This is a genomic window from Rhizobium sp. Rhizsp82, from assembly GCF_047325115.1.
Taxonomy (GTDB): Bacteria; Pseudomonadota; Alphaproteobacteria; order Rhizobiales; family Rhizobiaceae; genus Rhizobium.
The window spans coordinates 3,594,004-3,618,992 of sequence record NZ_CP168570.1 but is presented as its reverse complement, the minus strand read 5'-3'; the positions used below and the strand labels follow the sequence as shown (position 1 = coordinate 3,618,992).

The window sequence follows — 24,989 nt, the reverse complement described above, 5'->3', positions numbered from 1 at the left end:
GATCAGTCGGCGTGCCGTGTGCGGCGGCTGACGAGATCGTCACCGGCCTGCGGGGGCAGGCGCCAGAAGGTGATGACGCTGGAGGCGGAGACCAGGCCGACGACGGCGAAGGCGATGTGGAAATCCGACAGCAGCAACCCGCCGCCATGCATGCTGCTGGTGATATCGAGCGAGGCACCGGCGACGGCGACGCCCATCGCCATCGAGACGCGCTGGGCGACCGCATTGATCGCCGTTGCCTGGCCGGTATCGGCCTCGTCGACATCGCCAAAGGACATGGCGCTGATACCGGAGAAGGCCATCGAACGGAGAATGCCGCCGACGAGCAGGCAGGCCATGATCACCCAGATCGGCGTTCCCGGATGGAACAGCGCGTTGATGCCGAGCAGCACGGCGGAGATGAAGGTGGTGACGATCAGGATGCGGCGGAAGCCGAAGAGCGCGAAGGTGCGCGCCGCGCCGAATTTCGAACTCAGTGATCCCACAGCGGTGATGAAGGTCACCATGCCCGACTGGAAGGGCGTCAGGCCGAAGCCGAGCTGCAGCATCAGCGGCATCAGGAAGGGAAGGGCGCCAAGCCCCATGCGGAAATTCGAGGCGCCGACGATCGAGGCGCGGAAGATCGGATAGCGGAACATGCGCGGGTCGAGCAGCGGATGTTCGGTGCGCTTCGCGTGCCAGAGATAGGCGATGCCCATCAGGATGCCGATGGCGATCGTCGTATAGCCGTAATACATCGGCAGCGCCGGCAGGCTGACGACCGAAATGCCGAAGACGAAGGCGCTGAAGCCGATGCCGGAGAGGAAGAAGCCGGTGAAATCGAGCGGCTTCGGCTCACGCGGCTCGACCGGCGGCAACAGCCGGGTGACGAGGATGATACCGGCAATGCCGATCGGCACGTTGATCCAGAAGATCCAGTGCCAGCTGAGATAGGTGGTGAAGAAGCCGCCGACCGGCGGGCCGAGGATCGGGCCGACCAGTGCGGGAATGGTAAGCCAGGCCAGCGCATCGACCAGCTGATGTTTCGGTGTGCCGCGCACCAGAAGCAGGCGGCTGACCGGCGTCATCATCGAGCCGCCTGCGCCCTGCACCAGCCGCCAGAAGACGAAGGCGCCGATCGAACCGGAGAAGGCACAGCCGATCGAGCCGATCATGAAAACGCCGATGGCGATGCGGAAGATGTTCAGCGCCCCGAAACGGTCCGACATCCAGCCGCTGATCGGAATGAAGACGGCAAGGGCAACGAGATAGCTGGTGACGGCCAGTTTCAGCGCGATCGGCGATGTGCCGATATCGGCGGCGATCGCCGGCAGGCTGGTGGCGATGATCGTCGAATCCATCCGCTCCATGAAGAGCGCGATGGCAAGAATGATCGGCGTGAGACGAGGCAAGGGCATTGACCGGTAAATGATGCGCGGCCGTTATAGGACGCATTGCGGCCGCGCACCAGTTCAACTTCTCGCGGGTTATCTGCCCTTCAGCCCGAACAGGGCCTCGGCATTGCGGAAGCAGATCTTTTCCATGTCTTCCTTGGGAAGATCGAGCGAATTCAGGATCTTCAGCGTATCGCGGATATAGCCCGGACCCTTTTCCGGGTCGAAGGGCGAATCCGAGGCGAAGAGGATGCGGTCGGCGCCGTAGAATTCCAGGCCGCAGATCGTCGCGGCCTTGGAGCCGAAGACGGCGGTATCGGCGTAGAAGTCCTTGAAATAGTCGAGCGGGCGCTTCTTCAGGCGCTTCAGCACCAGCGTCAGGTCCTCGTCGGTGGTGCGCTTGCCGAGCTGGTCCCAGCCGGGGCCGACGCGTCCCTCGAAATAGGGCACCATGGCGCCCATGTGGTGGGCGAGAACCTTCAGGTCCGGCAGGCGGTCCATGAAGCCGGAGAAGACCAGGCGGGCCATGGCGGCGCTCGTCTCGTAGGGCCAGCCGAAGGTCCACCAGATCTCGTATTTCGATTTGTCCTCGGTGGCGTAATCGGTCATCGAGGCGTTGCGCGAGGGATGCAGCAGCACCGGCTTGTTGTGCTTGGCGGCGACCTCGAAGATCGGGAAGAAGCGCTCCTCGTCGAGCGGCGCGCCGTTGACGTTGGTGTGGATCTGCAGCCCGTTGGCGCCGAGTTCGGTGAAGGCGCGCTCGGCTTCGCGAACGGCGGCCTCAGGGGCATTCATCGGCAGGGCGGCGACGAAGCCGGCGAAGCGCTCCGGATATTTCTCGACGAGCTCGGCCTGGCCGTCATTGGCGATGCGGGCAAATTCGGTCGCGAGCTCCGGGCCGCCCATGGCTTCGAGCGGCGGCATGCCGAGCGAGATGATCTGCCGGTAATCGGGAAACTCGTCCATGACGCGGAAGCGGGTTTCGAGATCGTAGATGCAGGGCACGCCCTGCATGCGGCGGCCGATATCCTTGCCGGCGCCGTCGAGCTTCTGGATACGGTCCCAGAGCGCCTTCGGGAAGAAATGGTTGAACGCATCGATATAATACATCGGACTCCTCCTAAGTCGTATGTGTATGGCCGGCTCAGCCGCGCTTCAGGCGGCGGACGAGATAGGCGAAGGTCGCCTTGAACATCTCGTCGCGGAACATGTGCTTGCGCTTGGCCTTGATATCCTCGGGCTTGCCGAGCGCCTTGGCGCCGCCGGCAGCCTCGACCCACAGCTGCATCATGCAGGCATTCTCCAGCGACAGCGCCAGATAGATCGCCTGCTCGATGGTAGGGGCGGCGGTGACGATGCCGTGGTTCTGCAACAGCATGGCGCCATGTTCGCCGAGGCAGGCGGCGACCGCCTTGCCGCGCTCGGCGGTGGTGATCAGCTCCGTGGTTTCGGAAAAGACCGGCAGGCCCTCGGCGAAGATCGAGCCCGGATGGCCGACCGGCTGCAGCGGCTTGCCGAGCGCCGAGAAGGCGGTGGCATAGGGCGCGTGGGTATGGACGACGGCGTTCAGATCGGGCCGGGCGCGCAGCACCTCGGAATGGATATAGACCTCGTTGTGGCGGCCGAACTCGCCGTCCACCTTCTCGCCGTCGAGATCGACGGTGATGATGTTGTCGAGGGTGATCTCCTCGAGGCCGAATTTCGACGGCTTCATGTAGAAGCGGTCAGGTTGCTCGGGAACGCGGATCGAGACGTGACCGCGCGTCCAGTCGCCCTGGCCGGCAGCTTCCAGAATGCGGCCAGCCTCGATCATCCGCTGCTTCAGGTCTTCGTGCATCGTCTTGTTCTCCGAGGAATTGTCACACCGGATGCCGGTGCCGGACCAGGCCGGTTCGAATGCAGCGCCGCTGCCGTCGCAGGCGCTACACACGGTGTTTGTCGCCGCGCTTGCGACCCTGCGATATGTCGAGGAAGAGCTCGGACGGTGTGACCTTGCGGTCGATCAGGCCCTGTTGGTGGGCATAGCCGATCACCGTTTCCAGCGTTTTGGCGTTCTGCCCGTCGAGGCCGTAGGCCCAGGGATCGTCGCCCATGATCGCCTGCTGCTCTTCCCAGGCCTCGCGATACCAGGCGAGCGGCACGATGCGCGGGTTTTCCATGCGCTTCATGGCGATCTGCTTGGCTTCCTCGAAGGCGAGGTAGAGATTGATCGGCACCCAGGGATGGCGCTCGACGATCTCAGGGCGAATGCCCATCACATGCATGATCGGGAAGATGCCGGTGCGCTCGTAATAGGCGATCTCTTCGGCCTTGTAGTCCGGAAACAGCCGGCCGACGCGCGGGTCGCGCTTCTTGATCGGGGCGATCAGATCGGGATGCAGCAGGGCGTCGATCTCGCCGTCGACAAGCATCTGCTCGATCGACTTGTCCTCGCCGATCTTGTGCAGCTTCAGGCCCGAGGGAAGCTTGTAATCGACGTCCTCGTCGAGCTCCGAATACCAGGTGTTCCCCGACAAGAAGCTCGGCGGCGGGCAATCCTAGGGCTGAGCCGGATCAGTTCCTGAACAGGCTCAGCAGGTTCTGCGGGGCGCTGTTGGCGATCGACAGCGACTGGATCGCCAACTGCTGCTGTGTCTGCTGCGCCGTCAGTTTCGAGGATTCGTCTTCCATATCGGCATCGACCAACCGGCCGACGCCGCTGTCGACGGAGTCGGAGAGGTCATGGGCGAAATCCATCGACATCTCGACGCCCTTGCTGAGCGAGCCGATGGTAGAGGCCACCGCCGTCATCTGCTTGGTCATGCCTTCCACCGTCGCCAGCATGTCGTCGAGCTCGTCATCCGTCGTCGAATTGTCGATGGCGATATCGACGGCCGTTGCCGGGGCGGTGGCGCCCTTCAGCATGACGTAATTCTTGGCCGAGCCGACCTCGACCGCGAAGGCTTCGGTGGAGAGGATGCCGTATTCGCCCGAGCCGCCGTTATCGACGAAATACTGGACGTCGGTGGAGGTCCGGGGTGCTGGCGTATTGATCGGATAAGACACCGTTCCGACCCTGACGGTGCCGTCGCTGTTGCGGATGAAATAGGCCGGAATGCTTTTGTCGGCGGAGTCGGCGCCGGTGTTCCACGACAGCCAGTTCTGGCCGTTGAACGAGGCGGAATCGGACGTCGACTGCAGCTGCTGCTTCAGCTGCGTCAGGTCTTCGTTGATCTTCGTCTTGTCGACGCCGTCTTCATAGGCGGCAACCAGCTTGGCCTTCACCTCCGACATCAGGTCGATCGACGAAGCGATCGCCGTGTAGGTCGTATCGAGAACCGCACCGCTGAGGCCGAGGGCGTCCTGAACCGCCGACAGAGCCTTGCTGTCGGAGCGCATCGTCGTCGCGATCGCCCAATAGGCGGCGTTGTCGGAAGCCTTTTCGATGCGAAGGCCGGTGGAGACGTGCTGCTGCGTTCCTGAAAGCGAGGCGTTCACAGAGCGCAAGGATTGGAGCGCAGCAATAGCCGCGTTGTTCGTGATGATCGACGACATCCGAAACCCGTAAAAATGAATTGTGGGGGAGGGAGATGCGTCATGCACCGGAGTGCGGTTCTTATCAGTTTGTTATGCTTAACAGTTGGTTACCGCTGCAATTTCAGATTTCACACCTCGCGCTGCGGCGCCGGATTCGTCGAGACGAAGTCCTCGGCTTCGGCGCGCAGCCATTCGCAGAAGATCACCGATTTGCGGTTTCGCCTGGCGCGGCGGAGCGCCACATATTCGTGGCCGCTGTCGATGAAGCCGAAGGGTGCGGCGAGCCTGTTGTCGCGGATGTCGCCGGTGACATAGGGCCAGGGCGCCACGCAGACGCCGAGGCCGGCGCCGGCTGCTTCCAGCATGAAATAGAAATGCTCGTATTCGACGCGCGGCCCGCCCTCGATGGCGATGCCGGAGCGGGTGAGCCAATCGCCCCAGGCGCGGAGCCTGGTCTTGGTGTGCAGCACGGGCAGGCCGCTGACAGTGGAGGCGAGCGATGGGGCGACGACTGGGCCGGTCTGCTCCGGAAAAAGCGGGATGACATCGGCGCCCTCGGGCCACGGCGCGGTACCGACGCGGATCGCCACATCGAAGCCGTCGCGGGAGAAATCGACGGGACGGGACGAGGCGGTCAGCCGCACGTCGATGTCAGGATGTTCAGCCTGGAAGCGATAGAGCCGCGGGATCAGCCAGCGCATTGTGAATGTGCCGGGGCAGGAGACATCGAGCGGTCCGTCGCCGGTATCGGCAACCGAGCGCACCGACATGTCGATCTGGTCGAAGGCGGCAACGAGGCCGGGCAGTAGCGTCTGGCCGGCTTCGGTCAGGCGCAGCCGGTTCTTCGGTCCCTCGAAGAGCGAGACGCCGAGAACCTCTTCGAGATGCTGGATCTGGCGGCTGATGGCGCTGTGGGTGACGTTCAGCTCGTCGGCGGCGAGCGTCATACGCCCGTGGCGGCCGGCGGCTTCGAAGGCGCGAAGGGCGTTGAGTGAAGGAAGGCGTCTTGCCATGTCACACCTCAGCTATGTGCGTTTTCAGAACAAACTCTGTTCGAGCTTATCGGTTTTCAGGCTGGAGATTATGGTGTTTTCTCCACTCGCAACATTAAGGCAAAGCCGCAAAACGCACAACAGCTCCGAAATGCCACGGCATTCGGGGAGGGCGAAGCTTTGCCCACCAAGGGATTTGAAAGCATGAGCAACAGACATACGGATGGAAGCGCCGGCGACGCCAATTACGGCGTGATCGGCACCAATTACACGCAGTACCGCCAGCCCGATCCGCATATTGCCGCCTTCATCTGGAGCGCGCTCGGCGATGCCGGGACGGTGCTGAATGTCGGCGCCGGGGCCGGTTCCTACGAGCCGACGGACCGGGTGGTGACGGCGGTCGAGCCGTCGGCCTCGATGCGGGCGCAGCGCCCGGCCCATCTTCCGGTCGCGATCGACGCGGTGGCGGAAAAGCTGCCCTTCGACGACAAGAGTTTCGACGGCAGCATGACGACTTTCTCGGTTCATCAATGGTCGGATCTGAAGGCGGGTCTAGCGGAGATGCGCCGTGTCACGCGCGGGCCGGTCGCGGTGCTGAGCTGCGATCCGGACGAGCTGCATCGCTCGTGGCTGCAGGTCTATGCGCCGGAGATGATCGCGGTCGAAGCCAGCCGTTACCCGTCGCTGGCGTCGATTTCCGAAGCGCTCGGCGGCACAGTCGAGATCCGGCCGGTGCCGATCCCGCTGCATTGCACCGATGGTTTCAGCGAAGGCTATTACGGCCGCCCGGAGCGGCTGCTCGATCCCGGCGCGCGCCGTGCGAATTCCGCCTGGAGCTTCGTCGATCCCTCCATCGGCGAGCGTTTCGTCGAGGAACTCGGCCGTGATCTGAAGGATGGCAGCTGGGACAAGCGGTACGGCGCGTTGCGCACGCAGCCCTTCTTCGAGGGTTCGCTGCGGCTGATCGTTTCCATGCCCTAAAGGCTGAAGACTTAGGCGAGTTCCTTCGTCGCGTCGTCGAAGGAGCTCGCATCGCCAAGCGCCGACGACATCAGCATGGCGCCTTCCAGGGTGGCGAGCACCTTCAGCGCTTCCTCGCGCGTCATGCCCGACGCCATCAACCTTTCGATGCCGACTTCGAAGAAGCGCTTCGCTTCCGCCGCAACCTCATCCGGCAGATCACGCGAGGCAGCGCCCAGCGCGCCGCAGAGGCACATGCGGCCATCTTCGGCAAAGGAACGCTGGAAGACGCGGCGCCAGGCGGCGACCGTGTTCAGGCCCGACGACTTTTCCGCCTCGACAGCATCGCCGAACCGATCCGTGTAACGATGGGCGACAGCGGCGGCGAGTGCCTCCTTGGTGGGGAAATGGTAGTGGACGCTGGCGCTCTTGATGCCGACTTCAGCGGCAATCTCGCGGAAACTGAATCCGTTATAGCCACCCTGTCTGATCATGCGCTCCGCGGCGTCCATGATTGCCTGCACTTTTTCCGACATTGTCACCTTCTCTCTATCTATTGATAGATAGGTCTTGAAATCTGTTAAAGCAAGCGCTAAGTGGTGTTGCCTATCTACTGATAGATAGATAAGGAGATAATCATGCGCTTTGAAGGTAAAGTAGTCGCGATCACTGGCGGCGGTTCGGGAATTGGCAAGGAAGTGGCGGCCCGCTTCGTCGCCGAGGGGGCTTCGGTCGCAATCAACGGCCGCGATCTCGCCAAGCTGCAGGCTGCCGCCAAGGAAATCGATCCTTCCGGCAAGAAGGTCATCGTTTCCGCCGGTGACATCGCCAATCCGGCAACGGGCGCAGCCCTGGTCGACGCCGCCGTCAAGGCATTCGGCACGCTCGACATCCTCGTCAACAATGCCGGCGTCTTCAACCCGAAGCCGTTCCTCGACCTTACCGAGGGCGATTACGACTGGTATCTGGATACGATCCTGAAGGGCAAGTTCTTCACCGCGCAGGCTGCTGCCAAGGTGATGAAGGACAAGGGCGGCGTCATCGTCCAGACCGGCTCGATGTGGGCGATCCAGGCGATCGGCGCCACGCCGTCGGCTGCCTACTCGGCTGCCAATGCCGGCGTTCACGCCATGGTCCGCAACCTCGCGATCGAGCTTGCACCTTATAACATCCGCATCAACGCGGTTGCTCCGGCCGTCGTCGAAACCCCCGTCTACAACACCTTCCTGTCTGCCGAGCAGGTCAAGGAAGTGCTGCCGACCTTCGACGCCTTCCATCCGCTCGGCCGCAATGGCCAGCCGAAGGATGTGGCCGAGGCGATCCTCTTCCTCGCTTCCGAGCAGGCTTCGTGGATCACCGGCACGGTTCTCCCGGTTGATGGCGGCGTCACCGCCGGCCGCCAGTAAGGATGATGCAGATGATGGATTGGAACGGATATCGCGACGAACTGCTCGGCCGCGTCGGTGAACTCGGCAAGCTGACGCCGGATACGTTGCGTGGCGTGGTCTCGCTCGATCGCGCCGGCGAAAAGGCAAACCACCTCGGCCCGAAGATGCGCGAACTGATCGCGCTCGCCGTTGCCGTCACCACCCGCTGCGACGGCTGCATTGCCGTTCACGGCAAGGCGGCGATCGAGCACGGCGCGACCGAGGAAGAGATCGCCGAGGCGCTCGGCGTCGCGATCGCGCTCAATGCCGGCGCCGCTCTGACCTATTCCGCCCGGGTTCTCGACGCCGTCGCGGCCCTTCCGAACAAGTGACATCGAGGGGCCGGCTGCGATGCCGGCCCCTTTTCAACCTTCAGGAATGACAATGCAGACATCTGTTGCGATCATCGGCGGCGGCCTTGCCGGACTTCATGCCGCAAGGCTGCTTCATGCAGCCAATATCGATTTCCTGCTGTTCGAAGCCCGCGACCGGCTGGGCGGGCGGATCTTCTCCGTCGACGAGACGGGCAGTGTTTCGGCCGATGGCTTCGATCTCGGGCCTTCCTGGTTCTGGCCGCAGATGCAGCCGGCCATCGGCGCGCTTGTCGCCGAGCTCGAGTTGCCGGCCTTCGCGCAGTCGAGTGACGGCGACGTCGTGTTCGAGCGCATGTCGCGCGAGCCGGTGCAGCGTTACCAGGGCTACCGGCAGGAGCCGCAATCGATGCGGCTGACCGGCGGCACCAATGCGCTGGTGCGGGCGCTGACGGCGGAACTGCCGGAAAATTGCATCTTCCTGAGCCGGAAGGTCACTGCCGCCGCGCTTGGCGCCGATGGCGTGACGCTGACGGTTTCGAATTCTACCGGCGGGCAGGAGAGTGTTCAGGCCGGGCATGTGATCTTTGCTCTGCCGCCGCGTCTGCTCGAAGCCACCGTTTCCTTCTCGCCGCCGGTTTCGACCGCCATGGCCTCGCGCTGGCGCCAGACGGCGACCTGGATGGCGCCGCATGCGAAATTCTTCGCGCTTTACGACCGCCCATTCTGGCGCCAGGAAGGCCTGTCGGGAACGGCGCAGAGCATGGTCGGGCCGCTGGTCGAGATCCATGATGCGACGACCGCGACGGGCTCCGCCGCTCTCTTCGGCTTCCTCGGCGTCGGCGCCGACGAGCGCCAGTCGATCGGCGAAGACCTGCTGACGCATGCCTGCGTCCAGCAGCTCGGCCGCCTCTTCGGCGAAAAGGCGCTGCAGCCGCGGGCAACGCTGTTCAAGGATTGGGCTGCCGATCCGGCGACCGCCACGAAGGCCGACCGCACCGGCGGCGCCCATCCGTCGCCCGACCGCAGGCCCTGGGTGGACGGCGCATGGCAGCCCTTCATCTCGCTTGCCGGAAGCGAAACCAGCCAGACGGATCCCGGCTATCTCTCGGGCGCCGTCGACGCGGCCGATCGCACCGTTTCTGCAATCATCGGATCGCGGCGCGCGGCTGCGAACAGGAGGTAACCATGCTGACAGGAAAGACTGCACTGATCACCGGCGGCTCCAGCGGCATCGGCCTTGCGGCGGCCCGCCGCCTGATCGCCGATGGCGCCCGTGTCGCCATATCGGGCACCGACGAGGCCAAACTCGAAGAGGCGCGGCGTGAACTCGACGGCGAGACCGTGGCGATCCGCGCCGACGTGCGCTCGCTTGCCGACCTGAAGGCGATGGCGAAGCAGGCGGCCGACGCCTTCGGCACGATCGACATTCTCTTCGCCAATGCCGGTGTCGCCTATGGCACGCCGATTGCCGCGACCGAAGAGGAAGCCTTCGACCGGCTGATGGACATCAACGTCAAGGGCGTGTTCTTCACCGTGCAGAGCGTGCTGCCCGTCATGGCCGATGGCGGTTCGATCATCCTCAACACGTCGTGGCTGAACAAGGTGGGTACGCCGGGGCGCGGCGCGCTCTCGGCCTCGAAGGCGGCTGTCCGCTCCTTTGCCCGCACGCTCTCGGCCGAACTCACCGAGCGCAAGATCCGCGTCAACTGCGTCAGCCCCGGGCCGACCGATACGCCGATCCATCACAGCGCCGGGCAGACAGCCGACGACTACAAGGCCTATACCGAGCGGGTCGGCGCCCGCGTGCCGGCCGGGCGCATGGGGCGCCCGGAGGAGATCGCAGCCGCGGTGGCGTTTCTCGCCAGCGACCAATCGAGCTTCATGCTCGGAACCGAAATACTTCTCGATGGCGGATTGGCGGAGCTTTGACCATGCGTATCAATGACGACCTGACGAAACCTGTAACCGTGCATTCGGCGGCACTCGACTGGATCCCCAGCCCGGCGCCTGGCGTCGACCGCAAGATGCTGTTTCGCATCGGCGAGGAGAAGGCGCGCGCCACCTCGATCGTCCGCTACGCCCCGGGCAGCGCCTTTCCGCCGCACACCCATACCGGTGGCGAGGAATTCGTGGTGCTCGACGGCATCTTCCAGGACGAGCATGGCGACTATCCGGCCGGATCCTACATCCGCAACCCGCCGGGCACCTCGCATATGGCGGCCTCGGCAGGCGGCTGCTCGATCTTCGTGCGGCTATGGCAATTCCGCGCCGAAGACCGCGACCAGACGGTGCGCCGCCCGGGCGAGGGCCGCAAGGATACGCCGCGCCCCGGCGCCGAGAGCGCTCTCATCCTCTTCGACGACGGCCGTGAGCAGGTGCGCCTCGAAGAGTGGCGGGCAGGGGCGGCTGTGACCGTCGACAATGCCGAAGGGCTGGAATTCCTGGTGCTGAAGGGGTCGCTGACTGTCGATGGCGAGCGGCTGGAACGCCTCGCCTGGGGCCGCCTTCCGGCAGGTACTGCGCTTGCAGCAGAAGTTGGCGCCGATGGCGCGCAGGTCTGGATGAAGCGCGGGCCGCTCATGCACGCGGATGTCTGCGCGTTTTGATTGCAATCCGATGGTCCCGGGTGCTGCCCGGGACCGGGCGGGCGATAGAAGTCTGTTTTATCGCTGCTGCCTTTCCGGAAATGAAATCGAACGAAAACAACGAATTACGGGATGGAATTTCAAGCGGCGGCAAGTTTCTTGGGTCTTGCCGTTGCCAAATATTAAATTGACATTACATTGGCGTTATCGACCATTGCTTGTGACGTCGTCCGAGAGCGCTTTCGCCTCTTCAGATTTCCCTCCAAATAATCGATCTCATTCCGCAGGGTATCGCGGGAAAAACACACGGTTGCTTTGAAAGGAAATCGTTATGAATACAGGTACAGTCAAGTGGTTCAATGCCACCAAGGGTTTCGGCTTCATTCAGCCTGACAACGGCGGCGCCGATGTTTTCGTCCATATTTCTGCAGTGGAACGCGCAGGCATGCGCTCGCTCGCAGACGGACAGAAGATCAGCTACGAAATCGTGCAGGACCGCCGCTCGGGCAAGAGCTCGGCAGATAACCTGCAGGCTGCATAATTTGTCAGCGCCTCGCGCGACCACGGATGTACTGGCGCGCTGAGACGATGACGGAGGAAGGTCGGGAGCAGTCCCGGCCTTTTGTTTTTTCACTTCATTCGGAGAATGGCATGGCAACCCGCCGCTATCAGCCGGGCGATAACATTGTCCTGAAGCCGGGGATATTCGCCGGTGGGCAGGCCTTTGGCGCCGGGCGCATCGTCTCCGTCCTGCCTGCCGCGCAGGGCCTCGTTCATTACCGTGTCAGGTTCCAGAACGAGAATTACGAGCGGAGCATCCGCCAGGACGATATCGACGTTCTGGCCTCGCCATCGTCGCTTCCCCCTGTTGAAACACAGGCCAGTGCGGAAGCCGCGACATCAAGCTGGATCAACGCGAATGCGATCCGGATCAGGAAATAACGGCCTTAAGGCCGATTAAGGAGACGTCTTGCAGGTACTCGTCCGCGATAACAACGTCGATCAGGCTCTTCGTGTGCTCAAGAAGAAGATGCAGCGCGAAGGCATCTTCCGCGAAATGAAGGCGCGCAGCGCCTATGAGAAGCCGTCCGAAAAGCGCGCCCGCGAAAAGGGCGAAGCCGTTCGCCGCGTCCGCAAGCTCGCCCGCAAGCAGGCGCAGCGTGAAGGCCTGCTGCCCGGCCCGAAGAAGAAAGTCGTGGCTCGCAGCCGCTGACATCAGTCAGCGTTCCGGCACTGGCGTTCCGTCGAAAGGGAGGAAGCATGAGCAAGACGAAAGACAATCTCTTCAAGCCCGAGAAGCTTTCGGCGCAGGCTAAGGCCGAGCAGACAAACTCGATGGCCAAGGAAATCATGGCCAGCGAGCTCCTCGACCGGCAGAAGAAAACGGAACGGCTGCGGGCGCTGCGACTGGCGCAGCCCGCTCCCGAAGAGCCGGCCAAGAAGGCGCGCGGCGCCAAGAAGGCCTAGGTCTCAGCGTCCCAAATGGCGCTTACGCGCAATGATCAGGCGGCCGTCTCCGGCTGCCTGATGCGCGCCTCTATGGCGCGCGGACCGAATGGCCGCGCAGCTTCTCCAATGTCGTCATCGGGAAGGTGATCTCTGAAAGCGCCCGGATGAAGCTCGTCTCCTCGGGCTTCGAGAAGCGCACGAAGAGGCTGCCTTCCTGCGCGCGCACGCGGGCGCAGGTCAGGAAGATCTCGAACTTTCCAAGACAGAGATAGAAGTGATCGGTCAGCAGCTCGATATTGCGCGCCTGCAGCACGGCTGCGGCCTCGCTGATGCTGACGATGCGCACCTGATGGGCGGCAAAGGATTTCACGCCTTTGACCGGGCAGAGCGCCCGGGCGACGAGATTGACCCTGGTAAAGACCGGCTCGGGATTATCCCCGGCGAAGGCCAGCCGCGACAGGTAATTGCGGTGAGTGCTGGAGCTCAACATGAAATGGCTGCTGAAAAGAAATTAACGAATTCTTAACCATGTAGCTCCCGTCCCGCGAAAAGGCAACGCGCAATGCGTGTGGCGCCTCGCAAAGATGTTGATGGCATTTGGTGTGGCTGGCGCGCCTCGCAATCACGAAGTGAGTCGGGCAGAGATTCGCGCGGGCGGAACCGTCAGGGCATAGCCGGCGATGCCGGATCGGCGCCTCCGGCCCTCATTCTGTTTCGATATGGCAAGCTTCCGGGCGGTTCATTGTGGACCGCAACCATCTGTTAACGCTGATGTCTGGCGGAAAATCGTTTTTGGCTGCGGCGCGCCATCCGCCCGTCCTAAAATCATCGCGTGCCGAACGGCCGACCGGACGCGTTTTCCTTAAGATGGTGCTTTATGTCTAATATTTCCGATGATTTGTCGCCGTTTGGCGAGGCTCCCGCCGATGGCGGAGCGGAGAAGAACGATCCCGTTGCGGAGCGGTTGCATCAACATGAGGCAAACCTGCTGTTCTCGGCGGTGCCGCCCGAGGTTCTCGCGGCTGCCGGTCCTGATCTCAGGAAGAAGGTCGACGATATCCCTGTCGAGATCGAGGTGGTGATCGGCCGTGCCAGGGTTTCCGTTGCCGAGCTGATGCGGGTCGATCCCGGCCACAGCTTCCGGCTCGACAGCCGCTTCGGCGGCCCGGTCGAACTTCTCGTCAACGGCCGGCTGATCGGCCACGGAGAGATCGTCGCCGATGCCGACGACAATGTCATCGGCGTGCGGATGATCCGCATCGCCGGCTGATTTTCATTTCGCATGGGGGCGAAGGGATGGGCCATGAGGCCTGGAATGCATGCCGGACGGGATAGCGGGGGCATCCGGCAAGAAGGAGGCTGCAAGGAGACATCATGACGATGAGAGCCTGCATTATGACTGAAAGCCATCTGAAGACGGTGCTGGAAATGCTGCGCGACAAGCCGGAGCTGTTTTCGGCGAAATCGCTGATCGAGGCGGCATTGGCGGAGGTGGAGACCGTAAGGCAGAACCAGGCCGCGGTGTTTCGCCGGGCCGGAAGCCGGAGGATGCGAATGGGGTGAGGGCGAGGACCGCATGGCGGCGCGGGGCGCGCGATCGCGCTCCGCCCTCCCTGTAAACCAGGCGTAAACCTTAGCCGAAGCGCAGCTCTGCCGATCTGCACCACCCCGGACCTTGGGCCGATGTGCGGCGTCCCGGCCGGCGCTAACCTCCGCTCGACTCGAACAAAGGTTCGACGCGAGATTCAGGAGGATCATCATGCGCATTCGAATTCTGGCATCCGTTGCCGCTCTTTCCCTGGCCGTGGCGGCGAGCTCTGCCGGCATGATCGGCTTCGACACCGTCGCCTTCGCCAAGGGCGGCGGTAATGGAGGTGGGAATGGTGGCGGCCATGGCGGCGGCAACGGTAACGGCGGCGGCAATGGCAATGGTGGAGGCAATAGCGGCAGCCACGGAAACAGCGGCTCGCATGGTGCATCGTCGCAGAGCGGCTCGAAAGGCAAGTCGCAGGCGGCCAAGAGCAAGGGCGTGACCGACGACACCGACGCGACCGAAGATACGGGCGTTGCCGGAACCAAGACGGCCGCGGCCTCCCAGCTTGCCGGGCTGAACTCGCTGAAGCGCAGCTACAAGGCCTATCTGCACACTGCGGACCCGAAGATGAATGCGATCGCCGCCTATGCCACGGCCTATGCGCAATATGAGCTCGACAACGGCACATTCCCGGCCGCCGACGACCCCGAACTCGGCGACGCCGCCCTCGAAGCAGCACTGGCCTCGGCAACCAAGACCGGCACGATCACCCCTGCCGCGCTCGACAAGGCCAAGACGATCCTCGGCGTCGGAGAGGCCGACGGCAAGATCGACCAGATCCGGGGAACGCTGGAAAAGACCGAGGTGGTGACGCCAACGGACCCGGCGGCGCCGGCCGATCCGGTAACGGATCCGGTGGTGGTGACGGATCCGGTAACGCCGGCTGAGCCGGTGGTAGAGCCGGTCGTGACGGCGCAGTAAGGTTCTTCAGGCGAGGGCGGCCTTCAGCTTCCGAGCAGAAGCGCCGCCAGCGCCACCTGCGAATTGACCCCGAGCTTGGAATAGATGCTGCGCAGGTGGGTGCGGACCGTTTCGTAATGCATCTGGCAGGCTGTCGCGACTTCGCGCGGGGTGTTACCGGAGGCGACGCTGAGCGCCACCTTTATCTCGGTGACGGTCAGCTTCGACGTTTCCATCAGGGCGCTGCGCCTGTCCTTCAGCGGCGCGGCGACCATCGGCTCGGCAATGATCGCGACGGTCGGTCCCTCCATGAACTCGGTGAAGGCACTGGACTGAATCCGCACCATCGTCAGCCGGTAACTGCTGTCTGCGCCATCCGCCTGGACGATCGCCGTATAGGGCTCGCACTGCCCGTCGTTCCGAGACGCCAGGCGCTCGAAGGCGGCTGCTGATTTCTGACAGCGGATATCGAGCCGCCCGCCGGTCGTCATGTGAAGCGGAAAACCGGCGGCGAGGATTTGCGCCGCCGTGTTGTTCGACCAGCGTAATCTCTTCTTTTCCGAGACATAGAACAGCCCGGCGCCGATACTGTCGAACAGGGTCTTCAGCGATTGATTGTCGGGGGCGAAAAGATCGCGCTTGCGGATGAAATCGAAGGCTCGTCGGAGATGGGGTGCGAGCACGGTGTAGCGCTCGGCCGCTTCCCTGTTGTGCTCGGGATCCGCCGATGACGTTGCAGTCGAGAGGATGAAGGTGCGGGCCTTCTCGCGAATGATCGAGACGCCGATGCTGGTTTCGCAACCGGCCTGCCGCTTGAGCCAGTCGTTGTAGAATTCGGTTCTCACCAGATTGTTGCGCGTGAAGATTTCGTCGCCGCACAGGCCGCGGCCGACCGGGACAAGCCCCATGCGCGGAATCCAGGGATTTACCGATGCGAAGTGGCTGCTGAACGTCTCGACCTCGCCCGCCGAGAAACCCGACATATAGGGCACATGGGCAACCGGGGAGGCGAGGTCGTGATAATGCAGCGCGGCCTTGCCATCCGGCGAGGTCTTGGCCACGGCATCGAGAAAATCCTGCCAGCCGCATTCGCCGAACAGGCTTGCATAAATCATGTCGATCAACTGAACGGATACGTCGGCGGACTGCTGCATTTCCCATCCCGGATTTGATCAAGAAAAGAACACGCCTCGGTTGTCGCAGGTCGCAAGGCTGTTGAACAGCCCTCCTAAAGGCGATGCTCATATGTCCGCCCGGGCAGCAGGCGCGACAGCCGCAGGAGGCGGTTTCTCTATACTCCAGGTGGAGCATGCCGGGCGGGGGAAGGGGTTGTAAATCCTGAGACGGGCGGGGTTGACGGCTGGACATCGGATCCGGCTGCGGTTCCGCCGACCATCGGGAAAGGGGACAACATGAAACTCAGATATCTGCTGACGGTTCTTCTGGCCGTCGGGCTGGCCAGCTGCCAGACAATCCTGAAGCAGGAGCCCGCAAAGGGCACGCTGGCGACCGGCAAGAAGGTGCTTGTCGACGACGGCACCTGCCCGGCCGGACAGGTGAAGCAGGTGACCGGCTCGACGCCCGGAAATCCGCGCATCAAGGAATGCGTGCCGATGCCGCAGGGCTGAGCGCCGCGAACTAAACGCGGGGAGGTCCGGCGGGCCGGATTTCCCCGCTGCGTCGAGGATCAGATCTTGCCCAGATGCTTCGGCCAGAATGCCTGATGAACGGCGGCCGCTTCTTCCTCGATATGCGGGCCGATCACCGTGACAACACGCGCGCCGGTTTCCAGGATCGCCCGGCTTGGTACATCGAGGCCGATCCCGGCAATCTCGCCGAGCCGCGTTTCCGAGCAGGCGAAGACCATCCGGCCGATACCCGACCAGTAGATCGCGCCCGAACACATGGCGCAGGGTTCAGTGCTTGTATAAAGCGTGCAATCGGCGAGCGCCTCGGCGTCATAGTGCTGCGCTGCCAGCTTGATCAGGTTCAGCTCGGCGTGATTGGTCATGTCGCGGCCGGTGAAGACGCTGTTCTCGGCCCTGAGGATGACCTTGCCATCCTTGACCAGCAACGAGCCGAACGGCTCGTCCCCATTTGCCACCGCGGATTTCGACAGCGCGATCGCCTCGCGCAAAAACGGCTCATGATCTTCCATCAGGCAGTCCCCCAAAGGCTGAAGCCGGCCGATCTTAGCGCGGATCGATGAATTCTCGAAACGCCGGTGTCTGTCTCACGCAACCTAAGCGCAACAGGCAGGCGCAAGCTAATCTCCGTACCAACTATGCCCCAAGTGGCGGATCTCCCGAAAACGGGTGCCGAGTCGATAGAGGCTGGCATCCGATCGTGCGGGCGGCGCCTTCGTAGAGTGCGTCAGGTTCAATTCGATAAAGCAGGGCTGGTTGAATGAAGATGGAATTTATGTCGTCCTATGAATACAGCCAGGACGAGAATGTGTGGCGCCGCCCGGGCAATAGCCGGCCTTTTGCCTATTCCGATGGCGATGAAATAGAGACGCGTCTTTATAATACCATCCGCAATGCGCGCGACCGGTCGATCTTCTCGGCAGAAATCCAGAATGCGGTGAGCGACTGGGCCTCGCTCTATCATCTGAGTTCGGAGCGCGCCAATCTGCTGCGCCCGATCATGAAGCACATTCAGGGCCCGGTTCTGGAGATCGGAGCCGGTTGCGGCGCCGTCACACGGTTCCTGGGCGAAACCGGTCTTGAGGTGGTCGCGCTCGAAGGCAGCCCCCGCCGGGCCTCGATTGCCGCCGAGCGCTGCCGCGGTCTCGAAAATGTCAGCGTCGTCGTCGATCCCTTCCAGGATTTTGCTTCCGACCGCAAATTCAAGACCGTGACGCTGATCGGCGTCCTGGAATATGCCCGCGTCTTCTTCTCGAAGGAGCAGGGGCGCGATCCCGTCGATCTCATGCTCGAACATGCGGCGCGCTATCTCGAGCCCGATGGCGTGCTGATCGTCGCCATCGAAAACCAGCTCGGCCTGAAATATTTCGCCGGTTTCCCGGAAGATCATCTCGGCGAGCCGATGCTCGGCATCGAAGATCGCTACATGTCGCGCGGCGTCGTCACCTTCGGCAAGGCGGAGCTCGGCAAGCGCATCGGCCGCGCTGGGTTCAAGCATCAGGAATGGTGGTATCCGTATCCGGATTACAAGCTGCCGGTTTCCGTTCTCAGAGACGATGCCTTCGTTGCCGATATGCCGGCGGATTTCTCCGGCCTCATCAGCGCGGCAGGCAAGGCCGACGCGCAGACGCCGGCGGTCAAGACATTCACGACGGATTTTGCCTGGAGCGCGGTGGTTCGCAACGGCCTGGCCGGCGAACTGGCGAACTCGTTCCTGGTCGTCTCCTCTGCCAGCGAAATCGCCGAAGATGGCGTCTTCGGCTATCACTACGGCCTGCCGCGGGCGCCGCAATACCGCACGGTCGTCGAGTTCGGCAAGGACGGCGAGGGCTATTATGGCGATCGCAAGAGGCTGCTGGCCGAGGGCGGGGCGCCTGCCGATGCCAGGTTCGCGGTCCAGCTGAAGCGCGAGCCGCTGATTGCCGGACGGCGGTGGAAAGACGAGCTGCAATATATCGTCGGGCGCAACAACTGGCCGCTGTCAGACCTCGAAAGCTGGACGCAGGTCTGGTGGGATGCAGTGAAGGAAGAGGCGGGCCTGGCGCGCAATGCGCGGCTGAATGCGAGCGCGCCGGTCTCCGGGGCCCTGCTGGATGCCACGCCCCGCAACATGATGTTCGATGGCGAGGCGATCCGTTTCGTCAATCTCGGATGGGTTGCGGGCGAGACGATCGAGCTCGGCTATCTGCTGTTCCGCGGCCTCTATGATGCCCTGTCGGCGCTGACCTTCTGCGAGAAGCCGCAGCCTGCGCTGAAGATGGATATCCGCCAGTTCCTGGCGATCGCCACGCGCGCCGCCGGCATGTCGCTGTCGGACGATAGCTGCGCCAGGTACCTCGCGCTCGAAGAAGCCTTCCAGGCGGAAATAACGGGCCGCCGCGTCAAGCTGGATGCCGCCGCAATCCTCGGCAAGGTCATCCCGCCGCGGCAGAACGCCTACGATCTCCTCCGAAACGGCGGCAGCATCATCGAGGCGAAGGACCGGGAAATCGCAAGGTTGCTGGCGCTCGTCGATGCGCAGCGGGCAGTACCCCTCGGCGGCGTACAGATTGCGCAGCCCGGCAAATCGGCCAAGGTCGCCTATTCGATCGCGGTCGACAATCATCCGAAATTCGTGTTCCAGGCCTATTACTGCGCCAAGTCGCTCGTCGAGTTTGCCGGTGCCAAGCCTGCCGATATCCATGTGCAGTTCACGCCGAGCGTTTCGGACGATCTGGTGCTGATCTTCTCGGAAAAGGGATATCGCACGCATCGCCTCGAAGCTTTCGGCGACAAGAAATACTGCAACAAGATCTCGCAGCTCGATCCGTTCGGCCAGGAGGAGTTCGACTATCTCGTGCTGCTCGACGCGGACACGATGGCGCTCGGCGATCTCTCGGAGCTCGCGACCGGAACGGCGCTGAAGGCGAAGGTCGTCGATACGCCCAATCCGCCGATCCCGGTTCTGCTCGAAGTGGCCCGTGCCGCACAGCTGCAGTCGGTCGGTCCGAAGCTGCCGGCCGATAACGGCACGGACGAAACCTTCAGGGGCAATTGCAACGGCGGCGTCTATGTCATTCCGAAGCCGCTGCTTTCCACCGTGCGCACCGAGTGGCGCAAATGGGCGCTGTGGCTGCTTGCCAACCCGGAACCGCTGCAGCGCGCCGGCCGGTCTGAAAATGTCGATCAGGTGGCGATGTGGCTGACGATCACCGCCGGCAACCTTGCCTACGAGCCCCTGAGCTCGAACTACAATTACTACGGCCACGTTCCCGGCCACCACGGCTATGCCGAGCCCGGCAAGCCGATCAGGATCCTGCATTATCACGAGCACTGCGTGAACGATCAGGGGCTGCTCTCGCCGCGCTGCGACATGAACCCGATGGTGCATGACGCCTTCACCAAGGCGAACACGCTGATCCGCGCCGAATTCCGCAACGACCTGTTCTGGAACCTTCGCTACAAGGTCAATCCGCAACGCGGCTCCGGCGTCGGCTCGCGCGGCGAAAATCTGATCTACAAGCGCAAGCTCCTGATCGACAACGGCGTCGAACAGCTCGGCAGCGTTCTCGATATCGGCTCGGGCGATCTCGAGGTGGTCAAGGCGCTCGATATCAAGACCTATCTCGGTCTCGACCGCTCGCAGGAAGCGATCGACATCGCCAAGGCTTCAAAGCCGGAATGGGGCTTCCAGGTCTTCGACCTTAAGCGCCATGCCGACACCATCCCGCTGCACGACGTGGTGATTTGCATGGAAGTGCTGATCCACCAGGGTGACCCGGAGGTCTACCGCGCACTCGTCGAATTCGCCGCATCGCGCACCGCCAAGCGCCTGATCATCTCCGGCTACGAAGTCCGCCACGGCCACGTCGACAGCAACTACCTCGTCTTCTTCCACGAGCGCCTCTCGGAGACGCTGCGGAAGACCGGACGGTTCAGAACGATCGAGCTCGTCGGGAACCACACGGATGTGGCGGTGTTCAGGTGTGATGTTTGAGGTTTGGTGAGGGATGAGATGGAAGCGGCGCCGGGAGTAGGGCGCCGTTTTTGTATTGGGTTGGCGCGCGACGAGTCTTCGGCTTCAGCGACGGAAAACAGCAGAACAGGTCATCCTAAATTCAGTCCTCGTCGCTCAGTCTTCGATCTTTGAGGGGATCGGGTATCGCCGCTGCAAGCTCCTGCAGTTGTGAAAAGGAGCGCTGGCTAGCTTACACTAAAATTATTAGTTGCGGGCAAACTCGCGTTCACCTTGCAGAGCCAGGCTATTACGATAAGCTCCGTGATAGCTGGGAGGCATCATGGCAAAGCAACAGAATCCTGCAGTCGCTGTGAAGGCAGCGGAAAATGCGAACGATCCGGCAGAGGAAGCTCCCGCGTCGTCTGTTGATAAAGCGAAGCAGAGAGAGATCAAAGGCGGCGTCCCATATACGCCGTCTCCTGGGGTGTTTAAACGCGCCCTAGAAGGGATAATTGCCGCGGAACGTCCTGACAAATTTAGTCCAGACTTCATGGATACGATCCTCCACCTCACCGGCGGTGGTGCCAGAGCAGTACCGCCGATGTTGAAGAAGATGCAGTTTCTCAGTCCCGACGGCTCACCCACGACTTTGTATTCGAAATTTAAGACTGATGGGGGGCGGAGCCAAGCCGCTTACGAAGGACTGCGAAACGCATTTGGCGAATTGTTCAAGCGGAAGGAATTCGTACACCGCGCTGATGAGAATGCTGTCAAAGATGTCCTTGTCGAAATTACAGGACTAAAGAAAGCTGATGGCATCATCCGACTGATGTATGCGTCCTTCGAAGCCATTCGCGCATTCATTACGTCCGACATCACAAAAGATATAGATGCTGCCCGCGAGACTGACATCGGCAATGGTTCTGAGAAGATTTCTCTGGATCGGTCAATTGATGGAGTAAAGCTCGGGTTGTCGTATCAGATAAACATTGTTCTTCCGGAAACTGAGAACATTGCGGTTTTCAATGCGATATTCAAAAGTCTACGGGATAATCTCCTAAGATGAGCCAGGAAGATCACATAGAGCTGTTCATCCTTAAAAATGCGGTGATAACTCGCAATCTTCGGACCGCTTTTAGTAACAACAGGATCGGCAACACGAGGGGCGCACTTGAAGCTCAGGCCGATTCGTTGGTGGCCGATTACTTGAAGCAGGTGGATTTCGAAACACTTGTCGCGGCTGAGCGGATGAGCGAATTTTACAAGCTGTTTTACGCGCTCGAAAACGACATTAGAGAGTTGATCGAAGCGACGATGCTTGAGAGCAACGGAAGCGATTGGTGGAAAACGTGCGTTCCCCAAGTGGTCAGAGACAACGTTCAGAAGAACTACGATCGTGAGGCGGCTGAAGGACTGCCTCCTCGTTCTGACCGCTTGATTGACTACACGACGTTCGGAGAACTAGGCGAAATCGTGAAGGACAACTGGGAGGTCTTTTCAGGGATGTTCTCGAATGCTACGCGAAACAGGGTTCTTCGCGTTATCAACCGGTTGAACCTCGTCCGAGGGCCAATTGCCCATTGCAATTTTCTACCCGAAGAAGAGGCAATCCGGCTAAAGCTGGCTATCCGCGATTGGTACAAGCTAATGGAATAGATTTCCGCATTTATGCGGCGACACAGAACTGCAAAAAATGGCGCACCCGACAGGATTCGAACCTGTGACCTTTGGAATCGGAATCCAACACTCTATCCAGCTGAGCTACGGGTGCATGCCGTGGCGGTTTGAATCGCCTGTCCGATGTGGTGGTTCTTAGCCTAGCTTTCGGCGCTCTTCAATCGCCAAATGGCGAAATCGGCGGAATGGCTGGTGGTGTCACCGGAATTCGGATGAAAAGCCCGCCGTTGTCTGGGGCGGCGGGCTTTCCATTGTCGTGATGCCTCAGACTTGCATGGCGCCGGGGCCGGGGATGGCTTTCGGCGGCACCTTGCCGAGGATGATCATGCCGAGCACTTCGTCCTTGGTGACGTCCTCGGTGCGGGCGTGGCCCACCACCTGGCCGTTCTTCATGACGGAGACGCGGTCGGCGAGGTCGAAGACGTCGTGGATGTCGTGGCTGATCAGGAAGATGCCGATGCCTTCCTTCTTCAGCTGCTTGATCAGCTCGCCGACCTGCGCCGTTTCCTGGGGGCCGAGGGCTGCCGTCGGCTCGTCCATGATCAGGATGCGGGCGTTGAACAGGATGGCGCGGGCGATCGCCACCGACTGGCGCTGGCCGCCCGAAAGCGCTTTCACCGGCTCCTTGAAGCGGCGGAAGTTCGGGTTGAGGCGCCCCATCACCTCGCGGGCCGAGGCCTCCATGGCGACGTCATCAAGCGTGCCCCACTTGGTACGGATTTCGCGGCCGAGATAGAGGTTTGCGGCGGCGTCGACATTGTCGGCGACGGCGAGCGTCTGGTAGATCGTCTCGATGCCGTATTTCTTGGCATCGCGCGGATTGCGGATATCGACAGGTTCTCCGTTGATCAGAATCTCGCCGCTGTCGCGCTTGTAGGCGCCGGACAGGATCTTGATCAGCGTCGACTTGCCGGCACCGTTATGGCCGAGAAGGGCGACGACTTCGCCGGGATAGAGATCGACGGAGGCATTGTCGACCGCGTGAATACCGCCGAAGGAGATCGAGATATTCTTGAGTTCCACAAGGGGAGTGCGTTGTTCAGTCATGGATCGTACTCCTCTTACTTGGCACGCGAGCGATAGACCGTGTCGAGCCAGACGGCAACGACGAGGACGGCTCCGACCACAACGTTCTGGATGGGGGTATCCACATTGGCGAGGCCCATGCCCGACTGCAGCGATTGCATGACGAGCGCGCCGAGCATGGCGCCGGCGATCGTGCCGGTGCCGCCTGCGAGCGACGTGCCGCCGATGACGGCTGCGGCAATCGTGTAGAGCTCGTAGGTCGTGCCCTGCGAGTTGGCGGCCGCATTGAGGCGGGCCGTCGAGATCGCCGCGGCGACGGCTGCGAGGAAGCCCATCAGCGCGAAGATCTTGACGGTGACCCAGCGGGTCTTGATGCCGGCAAGTTCGGCCGCCTCAGGGTTGCCACCGATGGCGAAGACATAGCGGCCGAAGCGCAGGCGGGTGGCGATGAAGGTCATGACGATGCCGACGAGAACGGCGATCAGCACCGGTACGGCGATGCCGTAGGAGATGAACAGACCGGTCTCGGGCCAGGCGATGGCGTTGGCTTCGGCATATTTCTTGGCGATGGCGACCGGCCAGTAATAGATGGTCGAGACCCAGATGGCGCCAAGCACGAGGGCGCAGCCGAGCACGGCCAGGAAATATTCGGCCCAGAGCGGACGGCGCGGGAAGTTGAAGCGCTTGCGCTGGTGGCGCGAGCCGATGATGCCGAGAACGATCAGCACGCAGGCGACGAGCCCGATGATCCAGCTCCAGGTGGCGCCGACGGCGCCTTCGGCGCCACCGCCCATGATGCGGAAGGTGGTGTCGAGCGGCGCGACCGTCTGGCCCGAGGTGACGTACCAGGCAAGGCCGCGCCAGGCGAGGAAGCCGCCGAGCGTGACGATGAAGGAGGGCACGCCCATGAAGGCGATGATGACGCCCTGGAAGAGGCCGATCAGCGTGCCGGCGATGAGGCCGGCGGCAAGGGTGATCACCCATGTCCAGGAATTGTCGAAGCCGAGATATTGCGGCAGGAATTTCGCCTGGACGACGCCCATGATCATGGCGACGAGGCCGAGCATCGAGCCGATCGACAGGTCGATATTGCGGGTGACGATGACGAGCACCATGCCCGTCGCGAGAACCGCGATCTCGGTCGTCTGGACCGAGAGGTTCCAGAGGTTGCGGGGGGTGAGGAACAGCCCGCCGGTATAGAGGTGGAAGCCGATCCAGATGACCAGCAGCGCCGCGACCATGCCGAGCAGACGCGTGTCGATCTCGGTGGCGCGCAGGAAGCGCGTGAAAGCGTTAGCGTCAGCCGTGCGCGGGTTGCTGGATGACGATTGGGTGAGGTCTGCCATGGGTTTGCCGTTTCCCCCATTGTTTGGGCGCAGGCCGGATGCCCGAAAAATCCGGTTCGCTGCCCTGTTCTTCAAATCGATCATCGCGAGGCTTCCGAAATAGGCGTTCAAGGCACGGCGCTATTTTGGCAGGGAATGAAAAGCGTTCGCGGTGCTGGCGAGGCGGAGAGCCATGTTCTTTTGCTCATCCGCATCCGGCGCCGCAGCGTGGCCGCTGCGGCGCCGGCATGTCGGTTGCCCGTCGAGG

The 24,989-nt window shown here is 62.3% G+C and carries 29 protein-coding genes and 1 tRNA gene; 17 read left to right on the top strand and 13 right to left on the bottom strand.

Annotated elements, in window-relative coordinates:
- Nucleotides 1–2: 2 nt before the first annotated feature.
- The 6 genes from ACEN84_RS23030 to ACEN84_RS23005 all read right to left on the bottom strand — a co-directional run bounded on the left by ACEN84_RS23030 (nucleotide 3) and on the right by ACEN84_RS23005 (nucleotide 5,902).
- Entirely contained in the window at nucleotides 3–1,373 is a 1,371-nt protein-coding gene (locus ACEN84_RS23030) for an MFS transporter (RefSeq protein ID WP_203430078.1), read from the bottom strand.
- Between the two features lie 93 nt (nucleotides 1,374–1,466).
- Nucleotides 1,467–2,483, bottom strand: a complete 1,017-nt coding sequence (locus ACEN84_RS23025; RefSeq protein WP_413710027.1) for an amidohydrolase family protein — start codon at nucleotides 2,481–2,483, stop codon at nucleotides 1,467–1,469.
- Between the two features lie 34 nt (nucleotides 2,484–2,517).
- A complete protein-coding gene (locus tag ACEN84_RS23020) occupies nucleotides 2,518–3,210 on the bottom strand; it encodes a class II aldolase/adducin family protein (protein ID WP_130277679.1) in 693 nt (230 codons plus the stop codon).
- Nucleotides 3,211–3,295: 85 nt separating this feature from the next.
- Nucleotides 3,296–3,889 (bottom strand): hypothetical protein, encoded by a 594-nt coding sequence (locus ACEN84_RS23015; protein ID WP_413710026.1) that lies wholly within the window; start codon nucleotides 3,887–3,889, stop codon nucleotides 3,296–3,298.
- 37 nt (nucleotides 3,890–3,926) lie between these two features.
- On the bottom strand, nucleotides 3,927–4,907 hold the full coding sequence (locus ACEN84_RS23010) for a flagellin (protein ID WP_413710025.1): 981 nt from the start codon (nucleotides 4,905–4,907) through the stop codon (nucleotides 3,927–3,929).
- A gap of 110 nt (nucleotides 4,908–5,017) precedes the next feature.
- A complete protein-coding gene (locus ACEN84_RS23005; protein WP_413710024.1) occupies nucleotides 5,018–5,902 on the bottom strand; it encodes a LysR family transcriptional regulator in 885 nt (294 codons plus the stop codon).
- A gap of 183 nt (nucleotides 5,903–6,085) precedes the next feature.
- On the opposite strand from ACEN84_RS23005, the gene ACEN84_RS23000 reads away from it, so the two are divergent.
- Nucleotides 6,086–6,862, top strand: a complete 777-nt coding sequence (locus tag ACEN84_RS23000; protein WP_413710023.1) for a class I SAM-dependent methyltransferase — start codon at nucleotides 6,086–6,088, stop codon at nucleotides 6,860–6,862.
- An 11-nt stretch (nucleotides 6,863–6,873) separates the two neighbouring features.
- Here ACEN84_RS23000 and ACEN84_RS22995 read toward each other — a convergent pair whose 3' ends face one another.
- Nucleotides 6,874–7,377, bottom strand: coding sequence for a TetR/AcrR family transcriptional regulator (locus ACEN84_RS22995; RefSeq protein WP_112719068.1), 504 nt, complete (start codon nucleotides 7,375–7,377; stop codon nucleotides 6,874–6,876).
- Nucleotides 7,378–7,479: 102 nt separating this feature from the next.
- Between ACEN84_RS22995 and ACEN84_RS22990 the strand changes: the two genes are divergently transcribed.
- From ACEN84_RS22990 to ACEN84_RS22950, 9 genes are all read left to right on the top strand, one after another.
- Nucleotides 7,480–8,247: an SDR family NAD(P)-dependent oxidoreductase gene (locus ACEN84_RS22990; protein ID WP_112719069.1), complete on the top strand. Its 768-nt coding sequence runs from the start codon at nucleotides 7,480–7,482 to the stop codon at nucleotides 8,245–8,247.
- A gap of 11 nt (nucleotides 8,248–8,258) precedes the next feature.
- A complete protein-coding gene (locus ACEN84_RS22985) occupies nucleotides 8,259–8,600 on the top strand; it encodes a carboxymuconolactone decarboxylase family protein (RefSeq protein WP_130277686.1) in 342 nt (113 codons plus the stop codon).
- A gap of 52 nt (nucleotides 8,601–8,652) precedes the next feature.
- Complete coding sequence (locus ACEN84_RS22980) at nucleotides 8,653–9,765, top strand: flavin monoamine oxidase family protein (RefSeq protein WP_413710022.1); 1,113 nt, start codon at nucleotides 8,653–8,655, stop codon at nucleotides 9,763–9,765.
- A gap of 2 nt (nucleotides 9,766–9,767) precedes the next feature.
- The gene (locus ACEN84_RS22975; protein WP_413710021.1) at nucleotides 9,768–10,511 is read left to right on the top strand and encodes a glucose 1-dehydrogenase; all 744 of its coding nucleotides are present in this window, start codon (nucleotides 9,768–9,770) and stop codon (nucleotides 10,509–10,511) included.
- Between the two features lie 2 nt (nucleotides 10,512–10,513).
- Complete coding sequence (locus tag ACEN84_RS22970; RefSeq protein ID WP_413710020.1) at nucleotides 10,514–11,188, top strand: cupin domain-containing protein; 675 nt, start codon at nucleotides 10,514–10,516, stop codon at nucleotides 11,186–11,188.
- 310 nt (nucleotides 11,189–11,498) lie between these two features.
- A complete protein-coding gene (locus tag ACEN84_RS22965) occupies nucleotides 11,499–11,708 on the top strand; it encodes a cold-shock protein (protein ID WP_112719073.1) in 210 nt (69 codons plus the stop codon).
- Between the two features lie 110 nt (nucleotides 11,709–11,818).
- On the top strand, nucleotides 11,819–12,109 hold the full coding sequence (locus ACEN84_RS22960; RefSeq protein ID WP_112719074.1) for a cold-shock protein: 291 nt from the start codon (nucleotides 11,819–11,821) through the stop codon (nucleotides 12,107–12,109).
- Nucleotides 12,110–12,137: 28 nt separating this feature from the next.
- A complete protein-coding gene (gene rpsU, locus ACEN84_RS22955; protein ID WP_112719075.1) occupies nucleotides 12,138–12,380 on the top strand; it encodes a 30S ribosomal protein S21 in 243 nt (80 codons plus the stop codon).
- A 47-nt stretch (nucleotides 12,381–12,427) separates the two neighbouring features.
- Nucleotides 12,428–12,634: a hypothetical protein gene (locus ACEN84_RS22950; protein ID WP_413710019.1), complete on the top strand. Its 207-nt coding sequence runs from the start codon at nucleotides 12,428–12,430 to the stop codon at nucleotides 12,632–12,634.
- A gap of 70 nt (nucleotides 12,635–12,704) precedes the next feature.
- Here ACEN84_RS22950 and ACEN84_RS22945 read toward each other — a convergent pair whose 3' ends face one another.
- Nucleotides 12,705–13,106, bottom strand: coding sequence for a hypothetical protein (locus tag ACEN84_RS22945; protein ID WP_413710018.1), 402 nt, complete (start codon nucleotides 13,104–13,106; stop codon nucleotides 12,705–12,707).
- A gap of 387 nt (nucleotides 13,107–13,493) precedes the next feature.
- Here ACEN84_RS22945 and ACEN84_RS22940 point away from each other — a divergent pair, with 387 nt between their 5' ends.
- From ACEN84_RS22940 to ACEN84_RS22930, 3 genes are all read left to right on the top strand, one after another.
- On the top strand, nucleotides 13,494–13,886 hold the full coding sequence (locus ACEN84_RS22940; RefSeq protein WP_413710017.1) for a FliM/FliN family flagellar motor switch protein: 393 nt from the start codon (nucleotides 13,494–13,496) through the stop codon (nucleotides 13,884–13,886).
- Nucleotides 13,887–13,990: 104 nt separating this feature from the next.
- The gene (locus tag ACEN84_RS22935) at nucleotides 13,991–14,179 is read left to right on the top strand and encodes a hypothetical protein (protein ID WP_112719079.1); all 189 of its coding nucleotides are present in this window, start codon (nucleotides 13,991–13,993) and stop codon (nucleotides 14,177–14,179) included.
- 196 nt (nucleotides 14,180–14,375) lie between these two features.
- Complete coding sequence (locus tag ACEN84_RS22930; protein WP_413710016.1) at nucleotides 14,376–15,131, top strand: hypothetical protein; 756 nt, start codon at nucleotides 14,376–14,378, stop codon at nucleotides 15,129–15,131.
- A gap of 23 nt (nucleotides 15,132–15,154) precedes the next feature.
- Here ACEN84_RS22930 and ACEN84_RS22925 read toward each other — a convergent pair whose 3' ends face one another.
- Nucleotides 15,155–16,264, bottom strand: coding sequence for a helix-turn-helix transcriptional regulator (locus tag ACEN84_RS22925; RefSeq protein ID WP_413710015.1), 1,110 nt, complete (start codon nucleotides 16,262–16,264; stop codon nucleotides 15,155–15,157).
- 258 nt (nucleotides 16,265–16,522) lie between these two features.
- On the opposite strand from ACEN84_RS22925, the gene ACEN84_RS22920 reads away from it, so the two are divergent.
- On the top strand, nucleotides 16,523–16,738 hold the full coding sequence (locus ACEN84_RS22920; protein WP_112719081.1) for a DUF6719 family protein: 216 nt from the start codon (nucleotides 16,523–16,525) through the stop codon (nucleotides 16,736–16,738).
- Nucleotides 16,739–16,797: 59 nt separating this feature from the next.
- Here ACEN84_RS22920 and ACEN84_RS22915 read toward each other — a convergent pair whose 3' ends face one another.
- A complete protein-coding gene (locus ACEN84_RS22915; RefSeq protein ID WP_112719082.1) occupies nucleotides 16,798–17,268 on the bottom strand; it encodes a nucleoside deaminase in 471 nt (156 codons plus the stop codon).
- A gap of 248 nt (nucleotides 17,269–17,516) precedes the next feature.
- On the opposite strand from ACEN84_RS22915, the gene ACEN84_RS22910 reads away from it, so the two are divergent.
- From ACEN84_RS22910 to ACEN84_RS22900, 3 genes are all read left to right on the top strand, one after another.
- Nucleotides 17,517–20,732, top strand: coding sequence for a methyltransferase (locus ACEN84_RS22910; RefSeq protein ID WP_413710014.1), 3,216 nt, complete (start codon nucleotides 17,517–17,519; stop codon nucleotides 20,730–20,732).
- A 301-nt stretch (nucleotides 20,733–21,033) separates the two neighbouring features.
- Nucleotides 21,034–21,759: a DUF5343 domain-containing protein gene (locus tag ACEN84_RS22905; RefSeq protein WP_199627461.1), complete on the top strand. Its 726-nt coding sequence runs from the start codon at nucleotides 21,034–21,036 to the stop codon at nucleotides 21,757–21,759.
- Nucleotides 21,756–22,349, top strand: coding sequence for a Swt1 family HEPN domain-containing protein (locus tag ACEN84_RS22900; RefSeq protein WP_413710013.1), 594 nt, complete (start codon nucleotides 21,756–21,758; stop codon nucleotides 22,347–22,349). The genes ACEN84_RS22905 and ACEN84_RS22900 overlap by 4 nt, the downstream gene beginning before the upstream one ends.
- Nucleotides 22,350–22,387: 38 nt before the next feature.
- On the opposite strand, the gene ACEN84_RS22895 is transcribed toward ACEN84_RS22900, so the two are convergent.
- The 3 genes from ACEN84_RS22895 to ACEN84_RS22885 form a co-directional block, all read right to left on the bottom strand.
- A tRNA-Arg gene (locus ACEN84_RS22895) sits at nucleotides 22,388–22,464 on the bottom strand.
- A 170-nt stretch (nucleotides 22,465–22,634) separates the two neighbouring features.
- Complete coding sequence (locus ACEN84_RS22890; RefSeq protein WP_112719503.1) at nucleotides 22,635–23,417, bottom strand: ATP-binding cassette domain-containing protein; 783 nt, start codon at nucleotides 23,415–23,417, stop codon at nucleotides 22,635–22,637.
- 14 nt (nucleotides 23,418–23,431) lie between these two features.
- Nucleotides 23,432–24,742 (bottom strand): sugar ABC transporter permease, encoded by a 1,311-nt coding sequence (locus ACEN84_RS22885; RefSeq protein WP_112719502.1) that lies wholly within the window; start codon nucleotides 24,740–24,742, stop codon nucleotides 23,432–23,434.
- Between the last annotated feature and the right edge of the window lie 247 nt (nucleotides 24,743–24,989).

Excerpts from the sequence above, each read along its gene's own strand:
- ACEN84_RS22910 (WP_413710014.1), top strand. The coding sequence starts at position 17,517 with ATGAAGATGGAATTTATGTCGTCCTATGAATACAGCCAGGACGAGAAT.
- ACEN84_RS23005 (WP_413710024.1), bottom strand. The coding sequence starts at position 5,902 with ATGGCAAGACGCCTTCCTTCACTCAACGCCCTTCGCGCCTTCGAAGCC.
- ACEN84_RS23010 (WP_413710025.1), bottom strand. The coding sequence starts at position 4,907 with ATGTCGTCGATCATCACGAACAACGCGGCTATTGCTGCGCTCCAATCC.
- ACEN84_RS23000 (WP_413710023.1), top strand. The coding sequence starts at position 6,086 with ATGAGCAACAGACATACGGATGGAAGCGCCGGCGACGCCAATTACGGC.
- ACEN84_RS22950 (WP_413710019.1), top strand. The coding sequence starts at position 12,428 with ATGAGCAAGACGAAAGACAATCTCTTCAAGCCCGAGAAGCTTTCGGCG.
- ACEN84_RS22900 (WP_413710013.1), top strand. The coding sequence starts at position 21,756 with ATGAGCCAGGAAGATCACATAGAGCTGTTCATCCTTAAAAATGCGGTG.
- ACEN84_RS22985 (WP_130277686.1), top strand. The coding sequence starts at position 8,259 with ATGATGGATTGGAACGGATATCGCGACGAACTGCTCGGCCGCGTCGGT.
- ACEN84_RS22890 (WP_112719503.1), bottom strand. The coding sequence starts at position 23,417 with ATGACTGAACAACGCACTCCCCTTGTGGAACTCAAGAATATCTCGATC.
- ACEN84_RS22960 (WP_112719074.1), top strand. The coding sequence starts at position 11,819 with ATGGCAACCCGCCGCTATCAGCCGGGCGATAACATTGTCCTGAAGCCG.
- ACEN84_RS23025 (WP_413710027.1), bottom strand. The coding sequence starts at position 2,483 with ATGTATTATATCGATGCGTTCAACCATTTCTTCCCGAAGGCGCTCTGG.
- ACEN84_RS22935 (WP_112719079.1), top strand. The coding sequence starts at position 13,991 with ATGACGATGAGAGCCTGCATTATGACTGAAAGCCATCTGAAGACGGTG.
- ACEN84_RS22945 (WP_413710018.1), bottom strand. The coding sequence starts at position 13,106 with ATGTTGAGCTCCAGCACTCACCGCAATTACCTGTCGCGGCTGGCCTTC.
- ACEN84_RS22990 (WP_112719069.1), top strand. The coding sequence starts at position 7,480 with ATGCGCTTTGAAGGTAAAGTAGTCGCGATCACTGGCGGCGGTTCGGGA.
- ACEN84_RS22980 (WP_413710022.1), top strand. The coding sequence starts at position 8,653 with ATGCAGACATCTGTTGCGATCATCGGCGGCGGCCTTGCCGGACTTCAT.
- ACEN84_RS22915 (WP_112719082.1), bottom strand. The coding sequence starts at position 17,268 with ATGGAAGATCATGAGCCGTTTTTGCGCGAGGCGATCGCGCTGTCGAAA.
- ACEN84_RS23020 (WP_130277679.1), bottom strand. The coding sequence starts at position 3,210 with ATGCACGAAGACCTGAAGCAGCGGATGATCGAGGCTGGCCGCATTCTG.
- ACEN84_RS22905 (WP_199627461.1), top strand. The coding sequence starts at position 21,034 with ATGGCAAAGCAACAGAATCCTGCAGTCGCTGTGAAGGCAGCGGAAAAT.
- ACEN84_RS22965 (WP_112719073.1), top strand. The coding sequence starts at position 11,499 with ATGAATACAGGTACAGTCAAGTGGTTCAATGCCACCAAGGGTTTCGGC.
- ACEN84_RS22975 (WP_413710021.1), top strand. The coding sequence starts at position 9,768 with ATGCTGACAGGAAAGACTGCACTGATCACCGGCGGCTCCAGCGGCATC.
- ACEN84_RS22995 (WP_112719068.1), bottom strand. The coding sequence starts at position 7,377 with ATGTCGGAAAAAGTGCAGGCAATCATGGACGCCGCGGAGCGCATGATC.
- ACEN84_RS22930 (WP_413710016.1), top strand. The coding sequence starts at position 14,376 with ATGCGCATTCGAATTCTGGCATCCGTTGCCGCTCTTTCCCTGGCCGTG.
- ACEN84_RS22925 (WP_413710015.1), bottom strand. The coding sequence starts at position 16,264 with ATGCAGCAGTCCGCCGACGTATCCGTTCAGTTGATCGACATGATTTAT.
- ACEN84_RS22940 (WP_413710017.1), top strand. The coding sequence starts at position 13,494 with ATGTCTAATATTTCCGATGATTTGTCGCCGTTTGGCGAGGCTCCCGCC.
- ACEN84_RS22885 (WP_112719502.1), bottom strand. The coding sequence starts at position 24,742 with ATGGCAGACCTCACCCAATCGTCATCCAGCAACCCGCGCACGGCTGAC.
- ACEN84_RS22970 (WP_413710020.1), top strand. The coding sequence starts at position 10,514 with ATGCGTATCAATGACGACCTGACGAAACCTGTAACCGTGCATTCGGCG.
- ACEN84_RS22920 (WP_112719081.1), top strand. The coding sequence starts at position 16,523 with ATGAAACTCAGATATCTGCTGACGGTTCTTCTGGCCGTCGGGCTGGCC.